General features: G+C 55.8%; 16 protein-coding genes. All 16 read right to left on the reverse strand.

Translation table 11 applies throughout. The features are described from left to right. Positions 1–365 precede the first annotated feature (365 nt). Positions 366–908, reverse strand: a complete 543-nt coding sequence (gene gmhB, locus KW824_RS15885; RefSeq protein WP_182787294.1) for a D-glycero-beta-D-manno-heptose 1,7-bisphosphate 7-phosphatase — start codon at positions 906–908, stop codon at positions 366–368. A 111-nt stretch (positions 909–1,019) separates the two neighbouring features. After that, the gene (tuf, locus tag KW824_RS15890) at positions 1,020–2,204 is read right to left on the reverse strand and encodes an elongation factor Tu (RefSeq protein ID WP_041206539.1); all 1,185 of its coding nucleotides are present in this window, start codon (positions 2,202–2,204) and stop codon (positions 1,020–1,022) included. Positions 2,205–2,258: 54 nt separating this feature from the next. After that, positions 2,259–4,364, reverse strand: a complete 2,106-nt coding sequence (gene fusA / locus KW824_RS15895) for an elongation factor G (protein WP_005325033.1) — start codon at positions 4,362–4,364, stop codon at positions 2,259–2,261. A 74-nt stretch (positions 4,365–4,438) separates the two neighbouring features. Next, the gene (rpsG, locus tag KW824_RS15900) at positions 4,439–4,909 is read right to left on the reverse strand and encodes a 30S ribosomal protein S7 (protein ID WP_010675949.1); all 471 of its coding nucleotides are present in this window, start codon (positions 4,907–4,909) and stop codon (positions 4,439–4,441) included. Positions 4,910–5,002: 93 nt separating this feature from the next. After that, on the reverse strand, positions 5,003–5,377 hold the full coding sequence (rpsL, locus tag KW824_RS15905; protein ID WP_005306278.1) for a 30S ribosomal protein S12: 375 nt from the start codon (positions 5,375–5,377) through the stop codon (positions 5,003–5,005). Between the two features lie 182 nt (positions 5,378–5,559). Beyond that, a complete protein-coding gene (tusB, locus tag KW824_RS15910; RefSeq protein WP_182787292.1) occupies positions 5,560–5,838 on the reverse strand; it encodes a sulfurtransferase complex subunit TusB in 279 nt (92 codons plus the stop codon). A gap of 7 nt (positions 5,839–5,845) precedes the next feature. Next, a complete protein-coding gene (gene tusC / locus KW824_RS15915; protein ID WP_182787290.1) occupies positions 5,846–6,202 on the reverse strand; it encodes a sulfurtransferase complex subunit TusC in 357 nt (118 codons plus the stop codon). A 9-nt stretch (positions 6,203–6,211) separates the two neighbouring features. After that, entirely contained in the window at positions 6,212–6,604 is a 393-nt protein-coding gene (tusD, locus tag KW824_RS15920; protein ID WP_163149481.1) for a sulfurtransferase complex subunit TusD, read from the reverse strand. An 86-nt stretch (positions 6,605–6,690) separates the two neighbouring features. Continuing rightward, entirely contained in the window at positions 6,691–7,071 is a 381-nt protein-coding gene (locus tag KW824_RS15925; RefSeq protein WP_041206542.1) for a RidA family protein, read from the reverse strand. A gap of 26 nt (positions 7,072–7,097) precedes the next feature. Continuing rightward, the gene (locus KW824_RS15930) at positions 7,098–7,814 is read right to left on the reverse strand and encodes a transcriptional regulator (RefSeq protein WP_025328613.1); all 717 of its coding nucleotides are present in this window, start codon (positions 7,812–7,814) and stop codon (positions 7,098–7,100) included. A gap of 196 nt (positions 7,815–8,010) precedes the next feature. Beyond that, entirely contained in the window at positions 8,011–12,315 is a 4,305-nt protein-coding gene (gene rpoC / locus KW824_RS15935) for a DNA-directed RNA polymerase subunit beta' (protein ID WP_005325063.1), read from the reverse strand. Positions 12,316–12,405: 90 nt separating this feature from the next. Further along, positions 12,406–16,434: a DNA-directed RNA polymerase subunit beta gene (gene rpoB, locus KW824_RS15940; protein WP_218410297.1), complete on the reverse strand. Its 4,029-nt coding sequence runs from the start codon at positions 16,432–16,434 to the stop codon at positions 12,406–12,408. Positions 16,435–16,656: 222 nt separating this feature from the next. Further along, positions 16,657–17,019: a 50S ribosomal protein L7/L12 gene (gene rplL, locus KW824_RS15945; RefSeq protein ID WP_025328616.1), complete on the reverse strand. Its 363-nt coding sequence runs from the start codon at positions 17,017–17,019 to the stop codon at positions 16,657–16,659. A 51-nt stretch (positions 17,020–17,070) separates the two neighbouring features. Then, positions 17,071–17,571 (reverse strand): 50S ribosomal protein L10, encoded by a 501-nt coding sequence (gene rplJ / locus KW824_RS15950; protein ID WP_025328617.1) that lies wholly within the window; start codon positions 17,569–17,571, stop codon positions 17,071–17,073. A 257-nt stretch (positions 17,572–17,828) separates the two neighbouring features. Further along, complete coding sequence (gene rplA / locus KW824_RS15955; RefSeq protein WP_041206544.1) at positions 17,829–18,530, reverse strand: 50S ribosomal protein L1; 702 nt, start codon at positions 18,528–18,530, stop codon at positions 17,829–17,831. Positions 18,531–18,534: 4 nt separating this feature from the next. After that, positions 18,535–18,963 (reverse strand): 50S ribosomal protein L11, encoded by a 429-nt coding sequence (rplK, locus tag KW824_RS15960; RefSeq protein WP_016352267.1) that lies wholly within the window; start codon positions 18,961–18,963, stop codon positions 18,535–18,537. Positions 18,964–19,029 lie beyond the last annotated feature (66 nt).

Genomic DNA, 19,029 nt, shown 5'->3' on the forward strand with positions numbered 1-19,029 from the left:
CTGAAATAAACTGTGACAACCGAAGTTGTCTTGGTCACTTCACCAGACATTGAAAATCAACAAAATTGTTTGATGTTCGATGCTGCGAGTGCCCACACAGATTGCTTGATTCAAATTGTTAAAGAGCGATGCAACAGTGTGTTGCTGCGGGAGTGGAATTCTACTCAACCGCCTTCTCGAGTCAAGCCTTATTTTCAAAGGCTTTTCGAGGTTACCGACGAGGTTGTTTGCGTTGCCGCTTGCCCTGTCGATGGAGGCGCATTATAGGGAGCTGAAACTTTCTGGCAAGCAGATAATTGCAAAAAGATGGCTTTCACCAACCGTTCGCTCATAAAGCCACCAATGCGCGTATTAAGCGAACGAAATCAGCCCGCGACAGGCGCTGAAATAGCAAAATCGTGCAGATTGTCATAAACGGTATCAGCCAGCGTATTGCCCTCATCGGTCACTGCCTTGCCGGTGCGCACCATCACCTTGTGTCCGACCCCGGCATTGATGGCCGCTTTCAGGTCGGAAGGCTTGTCACCCACCATATAAGAATGTGCCATGTCGATGCCCAGCTCCTGCTGTGCCAACAGCAGCATACCGGGTGCAGGCTTGCGGCAATCGCAGGGTGCACCATGATCAGGATGATGAGGGCAGAAATAGATACCATCGAGATCCACATCCCGATCGGCCAGTGACCAGTCCATCCACTCCGTCAGGTTCATGAAGTCGTCTTCACTGAAGTAACCGCGGGCGATGCCGGATTGGTTGGTGACCACGATCAGCAGGTAGCCCTTCTTCTTCAACAGTTGCAGGGCTTCGATCACCCCGGGCAGGAAATGGAAGTCGTCTACCTGGCTGACATAACCTGTGTCTTCGTTGATGACACCGTCACGATCCAGAAAAATGGCGGGTTTGCTCACTGTGGACTACCTCAATAAATGATTTTGCAGAGTATCTCATAGGGCATAAGACCCAAAAAGAAAAAGGGGCAGCCGAAGCCACCCCTTTTATGTGTGCAGATAACGAATCGATTAAGCGATTACGCTAGCAACAACACCAGCACCTACGGTACGGCCACCTTCACGGATAGCGAAACGCAGGCCGTCGTCCATTGCGATCGGTGCAATCAGGGTAACAACCATTTTGATGTTGTCGCCTGGCATGACCATCTCTACGCCTTCCGGCAGTTCGATGGTACCGGTCACGTCGGTAGTACGGAAGTAGAACTGCGGACGGTAGCCCTTGAAGAACGGGGTATGACGACCACCTTCTTCTTTGGACAGTACGTACACTTCAGATTCAAACTTGGTGTGCGGCTTGATGGAGCCCGGCTTGGCCAGTACCTGACCACGCTCTACGTCTTCACGCTTCACGCCACGCAGCAGCGCGCCAACGTTCTCACCGGCACGACCTTCGTCCAGCAGTTTGCGGAACATTTCAACACCGGTACAGGTGGTAGAAACGGTGTCTTTGATACCGACGATTTCAACGGTCTCGCCAACTTTAACGATACCGCGCTCTACACGACCGGTAACTACGGTACCACGGCCAGCGATGGAGAAGACGTCTTCGATAGGCATCAGGAACGGCAGGTCAATTGCACGCTCCGGCTCCGGGATGTAGGTATCCAGGTGGTGAGCCAGCTCGATGATCTTCTCTTCCCATGCAGCGTCGCCTTCCAGCGCTTTCAGCGCGGAACCACGTACTACCGGCAGGTCATCACCCGGGAAGTCGTACTCGGTCAGCAGTTCACGAACTTCCATCTCGACCAGTTCGAGCAGCTCTTCGTCGTCTACCATGTCGCACTTGTTCATGAACACGATCATGTACGGGATACCAACCTGGCGACCCAGCAGGATGTGCTCACGAGTTTGCGGCATCGGGCCGTCAGTCGCGGCTACTACCAGGATCGCGCCGTCCATCTGGGCAGCACCGGTGATCATGTTCTTAACGTAGTCGGCGTGACCCGGGCAATCTACGTGGGCGTAGTGGCGGGTAGCAGTGTCGTATTCTACGTGGGAGGTGTTGATGGTGATACCACGCTCACGCTCTTCCGGTGCCTTGTCGATCTGGTCGAAGGCGAAAGCTTTACCACCGAAGTGCTTGGCCAGCACGTTGGTGATGGCGGCGGTCAGGGTGGTTTTACCGTGGTCAACGTGGCCGATGGTGCCGACGTTTACGTGCGGTTTATTACGCTCAAATTTTTCTTTAGACACGACGTAGTCCTTCTAGGTTAAACCCGCCTACCGTCGTAGGCGGGGAATCATAAATTACTTGGATTTGCGCTCTTCGATCACGGCCTGGGCGACGTTAGTCGGGGCATCGTGATACTTGGCGAATTCCATGGCGTAGGAAGCGCGACCCTGGGTAGCGGAACGCAGGGCAGTCGCATAACCGAACATCTCGGCCAGCGGCACGAGAGCACGAACGATCTTGCCGGACGGGCCGTCTTCCATACCTTCGATCAGGCCACGACGACGGTTCAGGTCACCGATGACGTCGCCCATGTAATCTTCCGGAGTCTCAACTTCTACTTTCATGATCGGTTCGAGCAGAACCGGGTTGGCTTTCATGAAGCCAGCCTTAAAGGCCATGGAAGCAGCGATTTTGAACGCCAGTTCGGAGGAGTCGACATCGTGGTAGGAACCGAAGTGCAGACGCACACCCAGATCCATGACCGGATAGCCTGCTAGCGGGCCGGACTTCAGCTGCTCACGGATACCCTTGTCAACACCCGGGATGAACTCACCTGGAATGACGCCGCCCTTGATGTCGTTAACGAACTCGTAGGCTTTGCCTTCTTCCAGCGGGTACATGTCGATCACAACATGACCGTACTGACCACGACCACCGGACTGCTTGGCATGCTTGCCTTCGATGTCCTTGACGGTATTGCGGATGGTTTCACGGTAGGCAACCTGCGGCTTACCTACGTTGGCTTCAACCTTGAACTCGCGACGCATACGGTCAACGATGATGTCCAGGTGCAGCTCACCCATACCGGCGATGATGGTTTGGCCAGATTCTTCGTCAGTCCATACGCGGAAAGACGGATCTTCCTGCGCCAGACGGCCGAGTGCCAGACCCATCTTCTCTTGGTCAGCCTTGGTTTTCGGCTCAACCGCGATGGAGATTACCGGCTCCGGGAATTCCATACGCTCGAGGATGATCGGCGCTTTTTCGTCACACAGGGTGTCACCAGTGGTCACGTCTTTCAGACCGATGGCAGCGGCGATGTCGCCTGCGCGAACTTCTTTGATCTCTTCACGCTTGTTGGCGTGCATCTGAACGATACGGCCAAAACGCTCGCGCTTCTCTTTGACAGAGTTCAGTACGGAGTCACCGGAGTTAACCACACCGGAGTAAACGCGGAAGAAGGTCAGGTTGCCTACGAACGGATCGGTAGCAATCTTGAATGCCAGAGCAGAGAACGGCTCGTCATCGGAAGCGTGACGCTCGTCCTTGGTCTCGCCATCCAGCTTCAGACCGTCGATGGCTGCTACGTCGGTCGGAGCCGGCAGATAGTCAACCACGGCATCCAGCATGGCCTGTACGCCCTTGTTCTTGAACGCAGAGCCACAGGTAACCAGGATGATTTCGTTGTTCAGAACACGCTGACGAAGAGCTTTCTTGATCTCTTCTTCGGTCAGTTCTTCACCACCCAAGTATTTTTCCATCAGATCTTCAGACGCTTCAGCAGCGGCTTCAACCAGGTTCATGCGCATTTCTTGCGCTTGTTCCAGCAGCTCGGCCGGGACGTCTTCGTAATCGAAAGACACACCCTGGTCAGCTTCGCTCCAGTTGATGGCTTTCATCTTGACCAGGTCGATAACGCCCTTGAAGTTCTCTTCTGCACCGATGTTCAGTTGCAGGGGAACCGGCACGCCTTTCAGACGGGTCTTGATGTGCTCAACGCAGCGCAGATAGTTGGCGCCGGTACGGTCCATCTTGTTGACGAACGCGATACGGGGAACCTTGTACTTGTTAGCCTGACGCCATACGGTTTCAGACTGTGGCTGTACGCCACCTACGGCACAGTACACCATCACGGCGCCGTCCAGAACACGCATTGAACGCTCTACTTCGATAGTAAAGTCAACGTGGCCCGGGGTATCGATGATGTTGATACGGTGCGGTTGGAACTGTTTACCCATACCGGACCAGAAAGCGGTGGTCGCGGCGGAGGTGATGGTGATACCACGCTCTTGTTCCTGTTCCATCCAGTCCATGGTGGCGGCGCCATCGTGAACTTCACCGATCTTGTGACTTACACCGGTGTAAAACAGAACGCGCTCGGTAGTAGTAGTCTTACCGGCGTCGATGTGAGCAGAGATACCGATGTTACGATAACGCTCAATGGGGGTTGTACGAGCCATTGTCATCCTCTTACTAGGAGCGTACCCCTAGATAACTGAAGGTGCGCAGAGCCTGAAGGCCCTGCGCAGGCGGATTACCAGCGGAAGTGAGCGAAAGCCTTGTTCGCTTCAGCCATACGGTGAACGTCTTCACGTTTCTTGACAGACGAACCCTTATTGTCAGCGGCATCCAGCAGCTCGCCAGCCAAACGCTGAGCCATTGATTTTTCACCACGTTTACGAGCGGCATCAACCAACCAGCGCATTGCCAGGGCATTGCGACGAACCGGACGAACTTCTACCGGTACCTGATAGGTTGCACCACCGACGCGACGAGATTTAACCTCGACCGCCGGACGAATGTTGTCCAGAGCGACTTCGAACAGGGCCAGGTGCTCTTTGCCAGATTTGGTGGCAATGATGTCCAGGGCGCCATAAACGATGGCTTCTGCAACAGATTTCTTACCGTCAACCATTACTACGTTGACAAATTTAGCCAGCAGCTCTGATCCGAACTTGGGATCCGGCAGGATTTTACGCTGACCAACAACACGACGTCTTGGCATTTCAAATTCTCCGTAACTTCAGGGGTTACCCAAAACTAGAAAGTTATCTAACTAGAAACGAATTAACGTTTGGCCTTACTTAACGGAGAACCATTAAGCTTTCGGACGCTTCACGCCATACTTGGAGCGAGCCTGCTTACGGTCTTTAACACCGGCACAGTCCAACGCACCACGAACGGTGTGATAACGAACACCTGGCAAATCCTTGACACGACCGCCACGGATCAGAACAACGGAGTGCTCCTGCAGGTTGTGACCTTCACCACCGATGTAGGAGGTGACTTCGAAGCCGTTGGTCAGACGTACACGGCACACTTTACGCAGTGCAGAGTTAGGCTTCTTGGGGGTGGTGGTGTATACACGGGTGCATACGCCACGCTTCTGAGGGCACGCTTCCAGCGCCGGCACGTTGCTTTTCACAACGAGCTTGATGCGTGGCTTGCGAACCAACTGGTTAATAGTTGCCATCAAAAGGCTCCTGATAATGACTTCATAAACGTGTGAAAAATCCTCCCCGCAGATACGGGGACGCGAAATTTTATGCCCTGTTGTCTAGGGAGTCAAGATTTATACAATTCGTGCGCCAAAAGGGCAAATGACATTCCGCCACTATTGTGATAATCGCCTGAGATAGCTGGTAAAAATCAAATTTAGCCGGCCCAGGTCTGTGGTGATCCCTGCTCGGCGATCAGCTTGATCAGGCCGGCCATGTCGAGTTCCATCCCGATCCTGGGGGACAAGCCCCTCGCCTTCAGGTCTTCCCCCATCACATAGAGCGGGATCCCGCTCAATCGCTCGCACCACTGCGGAGCCGTCGTCGCCACTACGGCGTCCTGCATCAGCACCAGCAGATCCGCGTCCTGACGATAACGCAACACCTGCTCGAGGTCCTGGCTGAGGAAAGGCGAGCTCAATACAAGCTGTATCATGAGTACCTCAAAAGCTGATGTGGGTGGTGAAGTTACCCCACTGGTGGCGGATCTCGGTCGGACTCACCACCGTCACGGGGATCAGCAGATCCTCGGCCGTCAGGCCACGTTCGGCCAGCGACGCCGCACAGACATAGACCTCCTCGATATCGTACAGTTCCAACATCTTGAAGGTCGGGGCGTAGTGGCGCTGCAATATCCCCTGTGGCGACTGCTCCCTGAGCAGTTGCAGCACGCCGTCACCGATGAGGAACAGCGCCAGGGATTCCGTCAACGCAGAGGTGGCCAGCAAGGCATCCAGGCCCTCTCGTCCACTCGCCGTACCGTGGGGGCCACGCCGGCAGATAAACGCTATCTTGGTCATTTCATCCCCCTAGAACTGGACGAAGCGGTCGGCAGTCAGGCTGGCCTCCGCCAGCTGACCCAGCCCGCTTAAGCGAAACGGGGCCTGCAGATTGAACTGGGTCTTGCCGATCCCCTTGGCCTCGGCTTCATCGAGCACCCCGCGGCGCATGGCGGCGGCGACACACACATCGATGGCAATACCCTGCGCCAGGGCCAGATCGCGCCACAGCGCCACCAGGTCGGTCTCATCGCTGGCCGGGGCATGCAGGCCATTGCCGTTATGGACCCCATCCTGATAGAAGAACAAATGGGACAGCTGATGCCCCTGCTCGATGAGGCTCAGGGCGAAGCGATAGGCGGTGCTGGCCGTCTGGGTGCCATAGGCTGGCCCGGTGACCAGCAGGGCAAAATTCAGACTCATGTCCGTACTCCTGCACAGATGTGTATCCATTCTATCTCAAAGACGAAAAAGCCCCTCCTGGGAGGGGCTTTTTCGCTGACGGTGACTCAGACGTAAGCAATGGCTTCGACTTCGACCAGCACATCTTTTGGCAGGCGAGCCACTTCCACGCAGGAGCGCGCCGGCGCAGCGTCACCGAAGTAACGGGCATAGACCTGATTGAAGGCCACGAAGTTGTTCATGTCGCTCAGGAAACAGGTAGTCTTCAACACTTTGCTGGTATCGGCACCCGCCGCCTTCAATACTGCAACCAGGTTCTTCATCACCTGCTCGGCCTGTGCCTCGATACCACCGGCAACTATGTCCATGGTGGCCGGATCGAGCGGGATCTGCCCGGAGGTGAACACCAGATCACCCAGCTTGGTAGCCTGAACATAAGGACCAATTGCGGCAGGCGCCTTGTCGGTTGCAATCACTTCTTTAGCCATTGTTATCTATCCCCTATCTATGGCGCTTACTCGCTCTCTTCTTCACCCTGCTTGCGCTGTCGGATGTAGAGATACACGGTATGTTTGGAAATATTCAGCTTGTCGGCGACCAGGTTGATCGAGTCCTTGATATCAAATATGCCCTTCTCGAACAACTGGGTCACGATAAAACGATTCTTGGCGTTGTTGGCCACGGAGGGATCGCGGTTGATCTCGTCGATGGTGTTGTCCACCGTCTGGGCAACCAGCTCCTCTACGCTGTTGGCGAAGGTCTCCGGCGATTGACGCTCCACTTGCTGGGGCGTCGGGAAGAATTCGGCCACGAACTCATGGAAAGGCGCATTGATGTGCAGGTTGATGCAGATAAGACCTATCACCTGCTTGTCGCGGTTGCGGATGGCGATGGTGCTCGACTTCATGAGCGCACCGGTCCGGCTGCGGGCAAAGTAGCTCTGGGTGTGATCCTGACCCGTGCTCTCTATGTCCTTGAGCATGCGCAGGGCCAGATCGGTGATCGGTGCTCCCAGAGTCCGCCCAGTGTTGAATCCGTTCGCTATCTTGATCACTGACTCATGCAGATTTTCCAGGGAATGCAGCACCACTTCGCAGTGCTTGCCGAACAGATCGGCCAGGCCCTCAATGAGGCCCTCATATGAACGCAACAATTCCCTGTCTTCGTCTGTAAAAGCGCGACCGCTCAGTTGCTCTTCGGGAAGCAGTACTTCCTCGATACCGACAGCCATGTTCTACCCCTGTAATAACCATTCAACTTTCCCGAGTTTTCAATTGCGGGGGATCAATGTCAACTTTTTTTGATTTTTTGCTCTATAACCTTGCACTGGATCATCCCCTGCCCCAGCCCGGTGCAGCGCACTGTTAGCAGTCAGGCAACAAAAAGGGCCCCTTGAAGGAGCCCTTTTTAATCACTGCAGCTGAAGATTACTCTTCGTCAAAACTGCCGGCTGCGTTGAGCAGATCCGCCAGATTTTGCTGAGCCTCATCGGCAGTCACCTGCGGCACACCGACAGCACGGGCTGCGGCGGCACGCTGGTTGATCCGGGCATGGTGGTAGGCAAAGCCGGTACCAGCCGGGATCAGGCGACCCACGATTACGTTCTCTTTCAGGCCACGCAGTTCATCACGCTTGCCGCCAACGGCCGCTTCGGTCAGAACACGAGTGGTTTCCTGGAAGGAAGCCGCGGAGATGAAGGACTCGGTGCTCAGAGATGCCTTGGTAATACCCATCAGGATATGACGGAAGGTGGCCGGAGTCTTACCCTCGGCAACCAGCTTACGGTTGGCAATCTTCACGCGAGCCACTTCAACCTGCTCGCCTTCGATCAGATCGGTGTCGCCAGCGCTCAGGATCTCGCACTTACGCAGCATCTGACGAACGATGACTTCGATGTGCTTGTCGTTGATCTTAACGCCTTGCAGACGGTAAACGTCCTGCACTTCGTTGGCGATGTAGTTGGCGACCGGGCTGATACCGCGCAGACGCAGGATGTCGTGAGCAGACTCAGGGCCATCTGCCAGTACTTCACCCTTCTCAACTTTTTCACCTTCGAACACGTTCAGGTGACGCCACTTCGGAATCATCTCTTCGTAGATGTCGCCACCGTCGGTCGGGGTGATGACCAGACGGCGTTTGCCCTTGGTCTCTTTCCCGAAGGAGATGGTACCGGAGATCTCGGCCAGGATAGCCGGTTCCTTCGGTTGACGTGCTTCGAACAGATCCGCAACGCGCGGCAGACCACCGGTGATGTCCTTGGTACCGCTGGACTCTTGCGGGATACGCGCGACCGCGTCACCCACGCCCACGTTGGCACCATCCTCCAGGTTCACGATCGCCTTGCCCGGCAGGAAGTACTGGGCTGCAACATCGGTACCCGGGATCATGACATCCTTGCCGTTCTGGTCGACCAGCTTCACGGTCGGACGCATCTCTTTACCGGCGCTCGGACGTTCATTGACATCCAGCACGACGATAGAGGAGAGACCGGTCAGCTCGTCGGTCTGACGAGTGATGGTCACACCGTCGATCATGTGTTCGAAGTCCAGACGACCTGCTACTTCGGTGATGATCGGGTGGGTGTGCGGATCCCAGTTGGCGACGGTATCACCGGCACTCACGGCCTGGCCATCTTTCACTTCCAGGACGGAACCGTAAGGCAGCTTGTGGCTTTCCTTGGTACGGCCCATCTCGTCCATGATGGTCAGTTCGGTAGAACGGGAGGTGATAACCAGCTTGTCGGCGCTGTTGGTAACAAACTTGGCGTTCTGCAGCTTGATGCTACCGGTGTTCTTGACCTGGATGCTGCTCTCGGCAGCAGCTCGGGATGCGGCACCACCGATGTGGAAGGTACGCATCGTCAGCTGGGTACCCGGCTCACCGATGGACTGGGCGGCGATAACACCGACAGCCTCACCCTTGTTCACCAGGTGACCACGGGCCAGATCACGGCCGTAGCAGTGAGCACAGTTACCGAAGTCGGTCTCACAGGTGATGGCAGAACGTACCTTCACGCGGTCGACGGAGTTACGCTCCAGCAGGTCACACAGATACTCGTCGAGCAGAGTATTGCGCGCGACCAGGATCTCGCTTTCAGTACCCGGCTTGATCACGTCTTCGGCGACCACACGACCCAGCACGCGCTCACGCAGCGGCTCGACCACGTCACCACCTTCGATCAGCGGAGTCATCCACAGACCTTCGGTCGTACCGCAATCGTCCTCGGTGATCACCATGTCCTGAGCCACGTCAACCAGACGACGAGTCAGGTAACCGGAGTTCGCTGTCTTCAGTGCGGTATCCGCCAGACCCTTACGAGCACCGTGAGTGGAGATGAAGTACTGCAGTACGTTCAGACCTTCACGGAAGTTCGCCACGATCGGCGTTTCGATGATGGAACCATCCGGCTTGGCCATCAGGCCACGCATACCGGCCAGCTGACGGATCTGGGCGGCGGAGCCCCGCGCACCAGAGTCGGCCATCATGAAGATGCTGTTGAAAGAGGCCTGCTCTTCTTCTTCACCCAGGGAGTTGACGTTCCGCTCCTTGGAGAGGTTATCCATCATGGCCTTGGAGACGCGATCGTTCGCGCTGGCCCAGATATCGATAACCTTGTTATAGCGTTCGCCAGCGGTCACCAGACCGGACAGGAACTGGTCCTGGATCTCGGCAACTTCGGCTTCGGCTGCCGCAATGATGTCTTTCTTGGCATCCGGGATGACCATGTCATCGATACCAACGGAAGCACCGGACAGGGCCGCGTAGTGGAAACCGGTATACATCAGCTGGTCAGCGAAGATGACGGTGTCCTTCAGGCCCTGCTTGCGATAGCAGGTGTTCAGCAGACGGGAGATGAGCTTTTTGCCCAGCGCCTTGTTGGATACGGATTTGATCCAGTTCTGCGGATTGGCATCCAGATCGGCCTGCTCGGCGGCAGTCAGCACCTTGGGTTCGTCGATCAGCGCGTATTCCATGCCTTTCGGCAGGATCAGGCTCAGGATCGCACGACCAACGGTGGTGTTCTTCATCTCGGTGTGCGGCAGCAGGGAACCGTCTTCCTGACGCAGGTATTCGGTAATGCGCACTTTCACACGAGCATGCAGATCGGCCAGACCGGCACGATAGACCTTCTCGGCTTCTTTCGGACCGGCCAGCACCATACCTTCGCCCTTGGCGTTGATACGGGCACGGGTCATGTAGTACAGACCCAAGACCACGTCCTGGGAAGGAACGATGATCGGCTCACCGGAGGCAGGCGACAGGATGTTGTTGGTAGACATCATCAGGGCGCGCGCTTCCAGCTGGGCTTCCAGGGTCAGCGGTACGTGGACCGCCATCTGGTCACCATCGAAGTCCGCGTTATAGGCGGCACAAACGAGCGGGTGCAGCTGGATGGCCTTGCCTTCGATCAGGGTCGGTTCAAACGCCTGGATACCCAGACGGTGCAGGGTCGGTGCACGGTTCAGCAGGACCGGGTGTTCGCGGATCACTTCGTCCAGGATATCCCAAACGACGGCTTCTTCGCGCTCCACCATTTTCTTGGCGGCCTTGATGGTGGTCGCCAGACCACGGGATTCCAGCTTGCCATAGATGAAGGGCTTGAACAGTTCCAGCGCCATCTTCTTCGGCAGACCGCACTGATGCAGACGCAGCGTCGGACCTACGGTGATAACGGAACGACCGGAGTAGTCGACACGTTTACCCAGCAAGTTCTGACGGAAACGACCTTGCTTACCCTTGATCATGTCGGCCAGGGATTTCAGCGGGCGCTTGTTGGAGCCAGTGATGGCACGACCACGACGGCCGTTATCCAGCAGGGCATCCACGGACTCTTGCAGCATGCGCTTTTCGTTGCGCACTATGATGTCCGGAGCCGCCAGATCCAGCAGACGCTTCAGGCGGTTGTTACGGTTGATCACGCGACGGTACAGATCGTTCAGATCGGAAGTCGCGAAACGGCCGCCGTCCAGCGGTACCAGCGGACGCAGGTCCGGCGGCAGCACAGGCAGCACTGTCATGATCATCCACTCCGGCTTGTTGCCGGACTGCAGGAAGGCTTCCATCAGCTTCAGACGCTTGGTGGTCTTCTTGCGCTTGGTCTCGGAGTTGGTTTGATCCAGCTCCTCGCGCATGGTCTTGACTTCACCTTCCAGATCGATGGCACGCAGCAATGCAAGGATCGCTTCGGCACCCATCTTGGCGTCGAATTCGTCGCCCCACTCTTCCAGCGCGTCCAGATAGTTCTCTTCGGACAGCATCTGGCTGCGCTCGAGGTTGGTCATGCCGGGTTCGATAACCACATAGGATTCGAAATACAGCACGCGCTCGATGTCACGCAGGGTCATGTCCAGCAGCAGACCGATACGGGACGGCAGGGACTTCAGGAACCAGATGTGGGCAGTCGGGCTGGCCAGCTCGATGTGGCCCATGCGCTCACGACGGACCTTGGTCTGGGTCACTTCTACGCCGCACTTCTCGCAGATCACACCACGGTGTTTCAGGCGCTTGTACTTGCCGCACAGACACTCGTAGTCCTTCACCGGTCCGAAGATACGGGCGCAGAACAGACCATCACGTTCCGGCTTGAAAGTCCGGTAGTTGATGGTCTCAGGCTTTTTGACCTCACCGAATGACCAGGAGCGGATCATGTCAGGAGAGGCCAGACCGATCTTGATACTGTCAAACTCTTCGGTCTTGGTCTGAGCCTTCAAAAACTTGAGTAAGTCTTTCACGTGTTTCCCCTGTCAGGAGTCTAACCTCGGCGCCCTGCTGCCAAAGCAGCAGGGCGCCCACGTCAATTCTCGAACAATAAGAGCGAGCTCTTACTCTTCGTCCAGCTCGATGTTGATACCCAGAGAGCGGATTTCCTTCAACAGTACGTTGAAGGATTCGGGCATGCCCGGCTCCATACGGTGGTCGCCATCCACGATGTTCTTGTACATCTTGGTACGGCCATTCACATCGTCAGACTTGACGGTCAGCATTTCCTGCAGGGTATATGCCGCACCGTAAGCCTCCAGGGCCCACACTTCCATCTCACCGAACCGCTGACCACCGAACTGTGCCTTACCACCCAGCGGCTGCTGGGTAACCAGGCTGTAGGAGCCGGTAGAACGCGCGTGCATCTTGTCGTCTACCAAGTGGTTCAGCTTCAGCATGTACATGTAACCCACGGTGACCTTACGCTCGAAGGCGTTGCCGGTACGACCGTCGAACAGGGAGATCTGACCGGATTCCGGCAGATCGGCCAGCTTCAGCAATGCCTTGATTTCGCGCTCTTTGGCACCATCAAAGACAGGTGTAGCAACCGGCAGACCCTTACGCAGGTTACCCGCAAGGGTACGTACGTCGTCATCAGACAGCTCGGCGATGTTCACTTGCTGGGTGTCTTTCTCGCCCAGGTCATAGACCTGTTGCAGGAAGTCACGCATCTCGTGCAGCTCGCGCTGATCCTTGATCATGCGGTCGATCTTCTCGCCGATACCCTTGGCCGCGAGGCCCAGGTGTACTTCGAGGATCTGACCGATGTTCATACGGGACGGTACGCCCAACGGGTTCAGTACGATGTCGACCGGACGGCCGAACTCGTCATGGGGCATGTCCTCGACCGGACAGATCTTGGAGATAACACCCTTGTTACCGTGACGGCCCGCCATCTTGTCACCCGGTTGGATGCGACGCTTGACTGCCAGGTAAACCTTGACGATTTTCAGTACGCCCGGCGCCAGATCATCACCCTGGATAATCTTGCGACGTTTGTTCTCAAACTTCTTGTCGAAGTCGGCTTTCAGCTCGATGTGCTGTTCGGCGATCTGCTCCAGCTCGATCTGCTTGGCTTCATCTTCGATGGCCAATTCAAACCACTTGGAACGATCCAGCTTGTTCAGACGATCTTCGCTGTAACCGGCGGCCAGCAGCAGGTTGCGGGAACGGCCGAAGATGCCGTCTTCCAGGATCTTGAACTCTTCGGTCAAGTCCTTCTTCGCTTCCTTCAACTGCATCTCTTCGATTTCTTTGGCGCGCTTGTCTTTTTCCACGCCATCGCGGGTAAAGACTTGCACGTCAACCACGGTACCGTACACACCGTTCGGCACACGCAGGGAGGAGTCCTTCACATCGGAGGCCTTCTCACCGAAGATGGCGCGCAGCAGCTTCTCTTCCGGGGTCAGCTGGGTTTCACCCTTGGGTGTTACCTTGCCGACCAGGATGTCGCCGCCCTTCACTTCGGCACCCACGTAGACGATACCGGACTCGTCCAGCTTGGACAGAGCGGCTTCACCCACGTTCGGAATGTCGGCAGTGATCTCTTCCGGACCCAGCTTGGTGTCACGGGAGATACAGGCCAGTTCCTGGATGTGGATGGTGGTCAGGCGATCTTCCTGTACCACGCGCTCATTCACCAGGATCGAGTCTTCGAAGTTGTAGCCGTTCCACGGCATGAAGGCGACACGCAGGTTTTGGCCCAGCGCCAGTTCGCCCAGGTCGGTAGACGGGCCGTCAGCCAGCACGTCACCCGCCATCACCGGCTCACCCAACATCACGCAAGGACGCTGGTTGATACAGGTGTTCTGGTTGGAACGGGTGTACTTGGTCAGGCTGTAGATGTCGATGCCGGCTTCGCCAGGCAGCAGCTCATCTTCATTGACCTTAATCACGATACGGGAGGCGTCGACGTAGTCGATCATGCCGCCACGCTTAGCCACTACGGTAACACCGGAGTCAACGGCCACGGCGCGTTCCATACCGGTACCTACCAGCGGCTTGTCAGCACGCAGAGTCGGTACGGCCTGACGTTGCATGTTCGAACCCATCAGGGCTCGGTTAGCATCATCGTGTTCCAGGAACGGGATCAGGGCCGCTGCCACAGATACGATCTGTTGCGGGCTCACGTCCATGTACTGGATCTGGTCGGCGTTCATAAAGGTGGATTCACCCTTGTGACGGCACGGGATCAACTCGTCTTTCAGACGGCCATCTTCGGTGGTCGCGGCGTTGGCCTGTGCGATCACGTACTTGCCTTCTTCAATGGCTGACAGGTAGTCCACTTCATCGGTGATCACACCATCGATGACCTTGCGGTACGGGGTCTCGAGGAAACCGTACTCGTTGGTGCGGGAATACACGGACAGCGAGTTGATCAGACCGATGTTCGGACCTTCCGGAGTCTCGATGGGGCACAGACGACCGTAGTGAGTCGGGTGTACATCTCGAACTTCGAAGCCGGCACGCTCACGGGTCAGACCGCCCGGGCCCAGCGCGGAAATACGACGCTTGTGGGTCACTTCGGACAGCGGGTTGTTCTGGTCCATGAACTGGGACAGCTGGCTGGAACCGAAGAACTCTTTGACCGCGGCGGAGATCGGCTTGGCGTTGATCAGATCCTGCGGCATCAGGGTGTCCAGGTCGCCCAGGGAGAGACGCTCCTTGACCGCACGCTCGACACGCACCAGACCGACGCGGAACTGGTTTTCTGCCATTTCACCGACAGAACGGATACGACGGTTACCCAGGTGGTCGATATCATCCACCTCGTCATTACCGTTACGGATGTCGATCAGGCGCTTCATTACTTCGACGATGTCGTCTTTGGTCAGCACGCCAACGCCGGTCTCGTCTTCACGACCCAGACGGCGGTTGAACTTCATCCGACCCACGGTAGACAGGTCGTAACGCTCGGAAGAGAAGAACAGGTTCTCGAACAGCTGCTCGGCCGCTTCGCGAGTGGGCGGCTCGCCCGGACGCATCATGCGGTAGATCTCGACCAGAGCTTCCAGGCGGCTGGAGCTGGAGTCGATGCGCAGGGTCTCGGACATGTAGGCACCGTGGTCCAGTTCGTTGGTGAACAGAACCTCGAAGTGCTTGAAGCCGGCTTGGGACAGATTGGCTACCGCTTCCAGGCTCAGAGCCTGGTTGGCAGTCACGACCATTTCACCAGTTTGTGGGTGCGCGTAGTTCTTGGCTGCAACTTTGCCAACAACATACTCTACCGGCACCTCGATCTGGGTGATGGCGTCTTTTTCCAACTGACGGATATGACGGGCAGTGACACGACGACCGGTCTCAACCACCACGGAGCCATTGGCAATGATGTCGAAGGTCGCAGTCTCACCACGCAGGCGCTCGGGCACCAGATCCATCATCAACTTGCCATCTTTGACCTCGAAACCAATGGTCTCAAAGAAGGTGGCCAGGATTTCTTCGGAACTGAAGTCCAGGGCGCGCAGAATAATGGAGGCCGGCAGTTTACGACGACGGTCGATACGGACAAACAGGTTGTCTTTCGCATCGAACTCGAAGTCCAGCCAGGAGCCACGGTAGGGGATAACGCGGGCGTTATACAGTACCTTACCGGATGAATGTGTTTTGCCTTTATCGTGGTCGAAGAAGACGCCCGGGCTGCGGTGCAGCTGGGAGACGATAACCCGTTCGGTACCATTGATGACAAAGGTGCCGTTCTCGGTCATGAGCGGAATTTCGCCCATGTACACTTCTTGTTCCTTGATATCTTTGACGGTGCCGGCAGCTGCTTCACGGTCGTACAGAACCATACGAAGCTTGACACGCAGCGGCGCGGAGTAGGTCACTCCACGGATCTGGCATTCTTTTACGTCAAATACCGGCTCACCCAGGCGATAGCTGACATACTGAAGCTCAGCACTACCGGAGTAACTGGTGATCGGGAAAACGCTACGGAAAGCGGCCTCTAGGCCATATTCACCTTCCGGGTCAGCCTCGATGAACTGCTTGAAGGAGTCCAGCTGAATGGACAACAGATAAGGCGTGTCCAGTACCTGGTCTCGCTTACCGAAGTCCTTACGAATGCGTTTTTTTTCGGTATAAGAGTAAACCATAGGGTTCCTCAGCTCGCTGATAAGTGACCCACTCTGTCCCGCGGGACAGCTCTGTCTCAACACCGTTTTGTGTTGGCCCGGACGATGAGGCGGTCCGGATTGCTGGTGCACCGAGAGTCGTAAACGGTGTGAAATGCTCTCAGTCTACAGCGCAAAAAGGCTGGTGAACAAACATTCACCAGCCCTAGCCTGTTTTATCAGGCTAATCTACATAAATGCAGATTATTTGATCTCAACAGAAGCACCGGCAGCTTCCAGCTCTTTCTTCAGAGCTTCAGCTTCGTCTTTGGAGACGGCTTCTTTCAGGTTGGTCGGAGCGGCTTCTACCAGGTCCTTGGCTTCTTTCAGGCCCAGGCCGGTGGCAGCACGAACGGCCTTGATGACGGCAACTTTGTTGGCGCCAGCAGCAGTCAGAACTACGTCGAACTCGGTCTTCTCTTCTACTGCTTCAGCGGCCGGACCGGCAGCTACAGCAACAGCGGCAGAAACACCGAACTTCTCTTCCATTGCTTCGATCAGCTCAACAACTTCCATTACGGACATGGAAGCAACGGCTTCGATGATTTGGTCTTTAGTGATAGACATGACAAAAATTCCTGATGTTGAATAAACTCAAACAGCCTAAATAGGCGAGAATCAAGCAGCAGCTTGTTTCTGGTCGCGAACAGCAGCGATAGTACGAACCAGCTTGCCAGCAGAGGCTTCCTTCATGGTAGCCATCAACTTCGCAATTGCTTCGTCGTAGGTCGGCAGCGTGGCCAGACGATCAATTTGTGCTGCGGCGATAAACTCACCGTTAAAAGCGCCAGCCTTGATTTCGAACTTTTGGTTCGCTTTGGCAAACTCTTTGAACAGACGAGCGGCAGCGCCCGGGTGTTCGTTAGAGAAAGCAATCAAGGTAGGACCAGTCAATACGTCGTTCAGGCAACCGAATTCGGTGCCCTCTACCGCGCGACGCAGCAGGGTGTTACGCACAACGCGCATGTACACACCGGCTTCACGAGCGGATTTACGCAGGACGGTCATCTTGTCAACAGTCACACCGCGAGAATCGGCTACAACTGCAGACAGAGCGCCTTTGGCAGCTTCGTTGACTTCAGCAACAATTGCCTTTTTGTCTTCGAGTCCCAATGCCATTGGCTTAACTCCTGGATTGAATCTGAGTCTCATGACTCAGTACTGACACATCCCCCCTACCTTCACAACAGAGGGGAACGATGCGGTAGCAGGATTCCAGAAGAGAAAGAAAACTTTCTCGCTGGGTTTCCGGCACCGTCTACGCAGGAAAGATTAAGGCCTTGCAGCCACCTGCGGTCTTGGACGGAGGTCGAAACCCCCAACCAATCAAGGCGCAAAATTATAGATTAAATTTTGCGCCTTGTAAAATCCATCAATTAGCCCTGAGCTTCCAAAGAAGCTTGGTCTACGGCAACACCGGCACCCATGGTGGTGGAGATGCTGACTTTCTTGATGAAGATGCCTTTGGCGGAAGAGGGTTTGCCCTTTTTCAGAGCAACCAGCAGAGCTTCCAAGTTTTCTTTCAGCTGAACTTCGTTGAAAGAAACCTTACCCAGAGTGGTATGGATGATACCATTCTTGTCATTGCGGTAACGAACCTGACCGGCTTTAGCATTCTTCACAGCTTCAGCAACGTTCGGGGTAACGGTACCCACTTTCGGGTTAGGCATCAGGCCGCGCGGGCCCAGGATCTGGCCCAGTTGACCAACAACGCGCATGGCATCCGGGGATGCGATAACGACGTCGAAGTTCATCTCGCCTTTCTTGACCAGCTCGGCCAGGTCATCCATACCAACCAGCTCAGCACCGGCAGCCTTGGCGGCTTCGGCGTTGGCGCCCTGGGTGAATACGGCGACACGGATGTCACGACCGGTACCGTGCGGCAGTACAGTAGCACCACGTACGTTCTGGTCAGATTTACGAGCATCGATACCCAGGTTAACGGCAACGTCAACGCTTTCAACGAACTTGGCGGTAGCCAGTTCTTTCAGCAGGGCAATGGCTTCGTTGATGGAGTACTCTTTGGTACCGTCAACTTTTTCGCGAATAACGCGCATACGCTTGGAAAGTTTTGCCATTGTCTTAATCCTCCACTACCAGGCCCATGGAACGAGCGGAGCCTGCGATGCAACGTACTTTTGCATCCAGATCGGCACCAGTCATATCCGGCTCTTTGGTCTTGGCGATTTCTTGCAGCTGAGCAACAGTCACCTTACCAACCTTGTCTTTGTTCGGCTTGGCGGAACCAGACTGGATACCAGCGGCTTTCTTCAGCAGGAAGGAAGCAGGCGGAGTCTTGGTTTCGAAGGTGAAGGAACGGTCGCTGTAAACGGTGATCACGACCGGAGTCGGTGAACCTTTTTCCAGCTTTTCTGTACGAGCGTTGAACGCCTTACAGAATTCCATGATGTTCACACCGTGCTGACCCAGAGCAGGACCAACGGGAGGGCTGGGGTTAGCACTGCCAGCCTTAACTTGCAGCTTGATATAAGCTGTGACTTTCTTAGCCATTACGAAAATACCTCAAAAATGGGTTCTAGCGCCTCGGAGACATGCTCCTGCAAACGGCTCCCCAAC

This window comes from Aeromonas sp. sif0611, assembly GCF_019218845.1.
GTDB lineage: Bacteria > Pseudomonadota > Gammaproteobacteria > Enterobacterales > Aeromonadaceae > Aeromonas > Aeromonas media.

What these genes read in the sequence shown, in the direction of transcription:
- KW824_RS15930 (WP_025328613.1), bottom strand. Translation starts at nt 7,814, where the DNA reads ATGGCTGTCGGTATCGAGGAAGTACTGCTTCCCGAAGAGCAACTGAGC.
- tusC (WP_182787290.1), bottom strand. Translation starts at nt 6,202, where the DNA reads ATGACCAAGATAGCGTTTATCTGCCGGCGTGGCCCCCACGGTACGGCG.
- tusB (WP_182787292.1), bottom strand. Translation starts at nt 5,838, where the DNA reads ATGATACAGCTTGTATTGAGCTCGCCTTTCCTCAGCCAGGACCTCGAG.
- rplK (WP_016352267.1), bottom strand. Translation starts at nt 18,963, where the DNA reads ATGGCTAAGAAAGTCACAGCTTATATCAAGCTGCAAGTTAAGGCTGGC.
- rplL (WP_025328616.1), bottom strand. Translation starts at nt 17,019, where the DNA reads ATGTCTATCACTAAAGACCAAATCATCGAAGCCGTTGCTTCCATGTCC.
- tusD (WP_163149481.1), bottom strand. Translation starts at nt 6,604, where the DNA reads ATGAGTCTGAATTTTGCCCTGCTGGTCACCGGGCCAGCCTATGGCACC.
- fusA (WP_005325033.1), bottom strand. Translation starts at nt 4,364, where the DNA reads ATGGCTCGTACAACCCCCATTGAGCGTTATCGTAACATCGGTATCTCT.
- KW824_RS15925 (WP_041206542.1), bottom strand. Translation starts at nt 7,071, where the DNA reads ATGGCTAAAGAAGTGATTGCAACCGACAAGGCGCCTGCCGCAATTGGT.
- rpoB (WP_218410297.1), bottom strand. Translation starts at nt 16,434, where the DNA reads ATGGTTTACTCTTATACCGAAAAAAAACGCATTCGTAAGGACTTCGGT.
- rpsL (WP_005306278.1), bottom strand. Translation starts at nt 5,377, where the DNA reads ATGGCAACTATTAACCAGTTGGTTCGCAAGCCACGCATCAAGCTCGTT.
- rpsG (WP_010675949.1), bottom strand. Translation starts at nt 4,909, where the DNA reads ATGCCAAGACGTCGTGTTGTTGGTCAGCGTAAAATCCTGCCGGATCCC.
- rplJ (WP_025328617.1), bottom strand. Translation starts at nt 17,571, where the DNA reads ATGGCATTGGGACTCGAAGACAAAAAGGCAATTGTTGCTGAAGTCAAC.
- rplA (WP_041206544.1), bottom strand. Translation starts at nt 18,530, where the DNA reads ATGGCAAAACTTTCCAAGCGTATGCGCGTTATTCGCGAAAAAGTTGAC.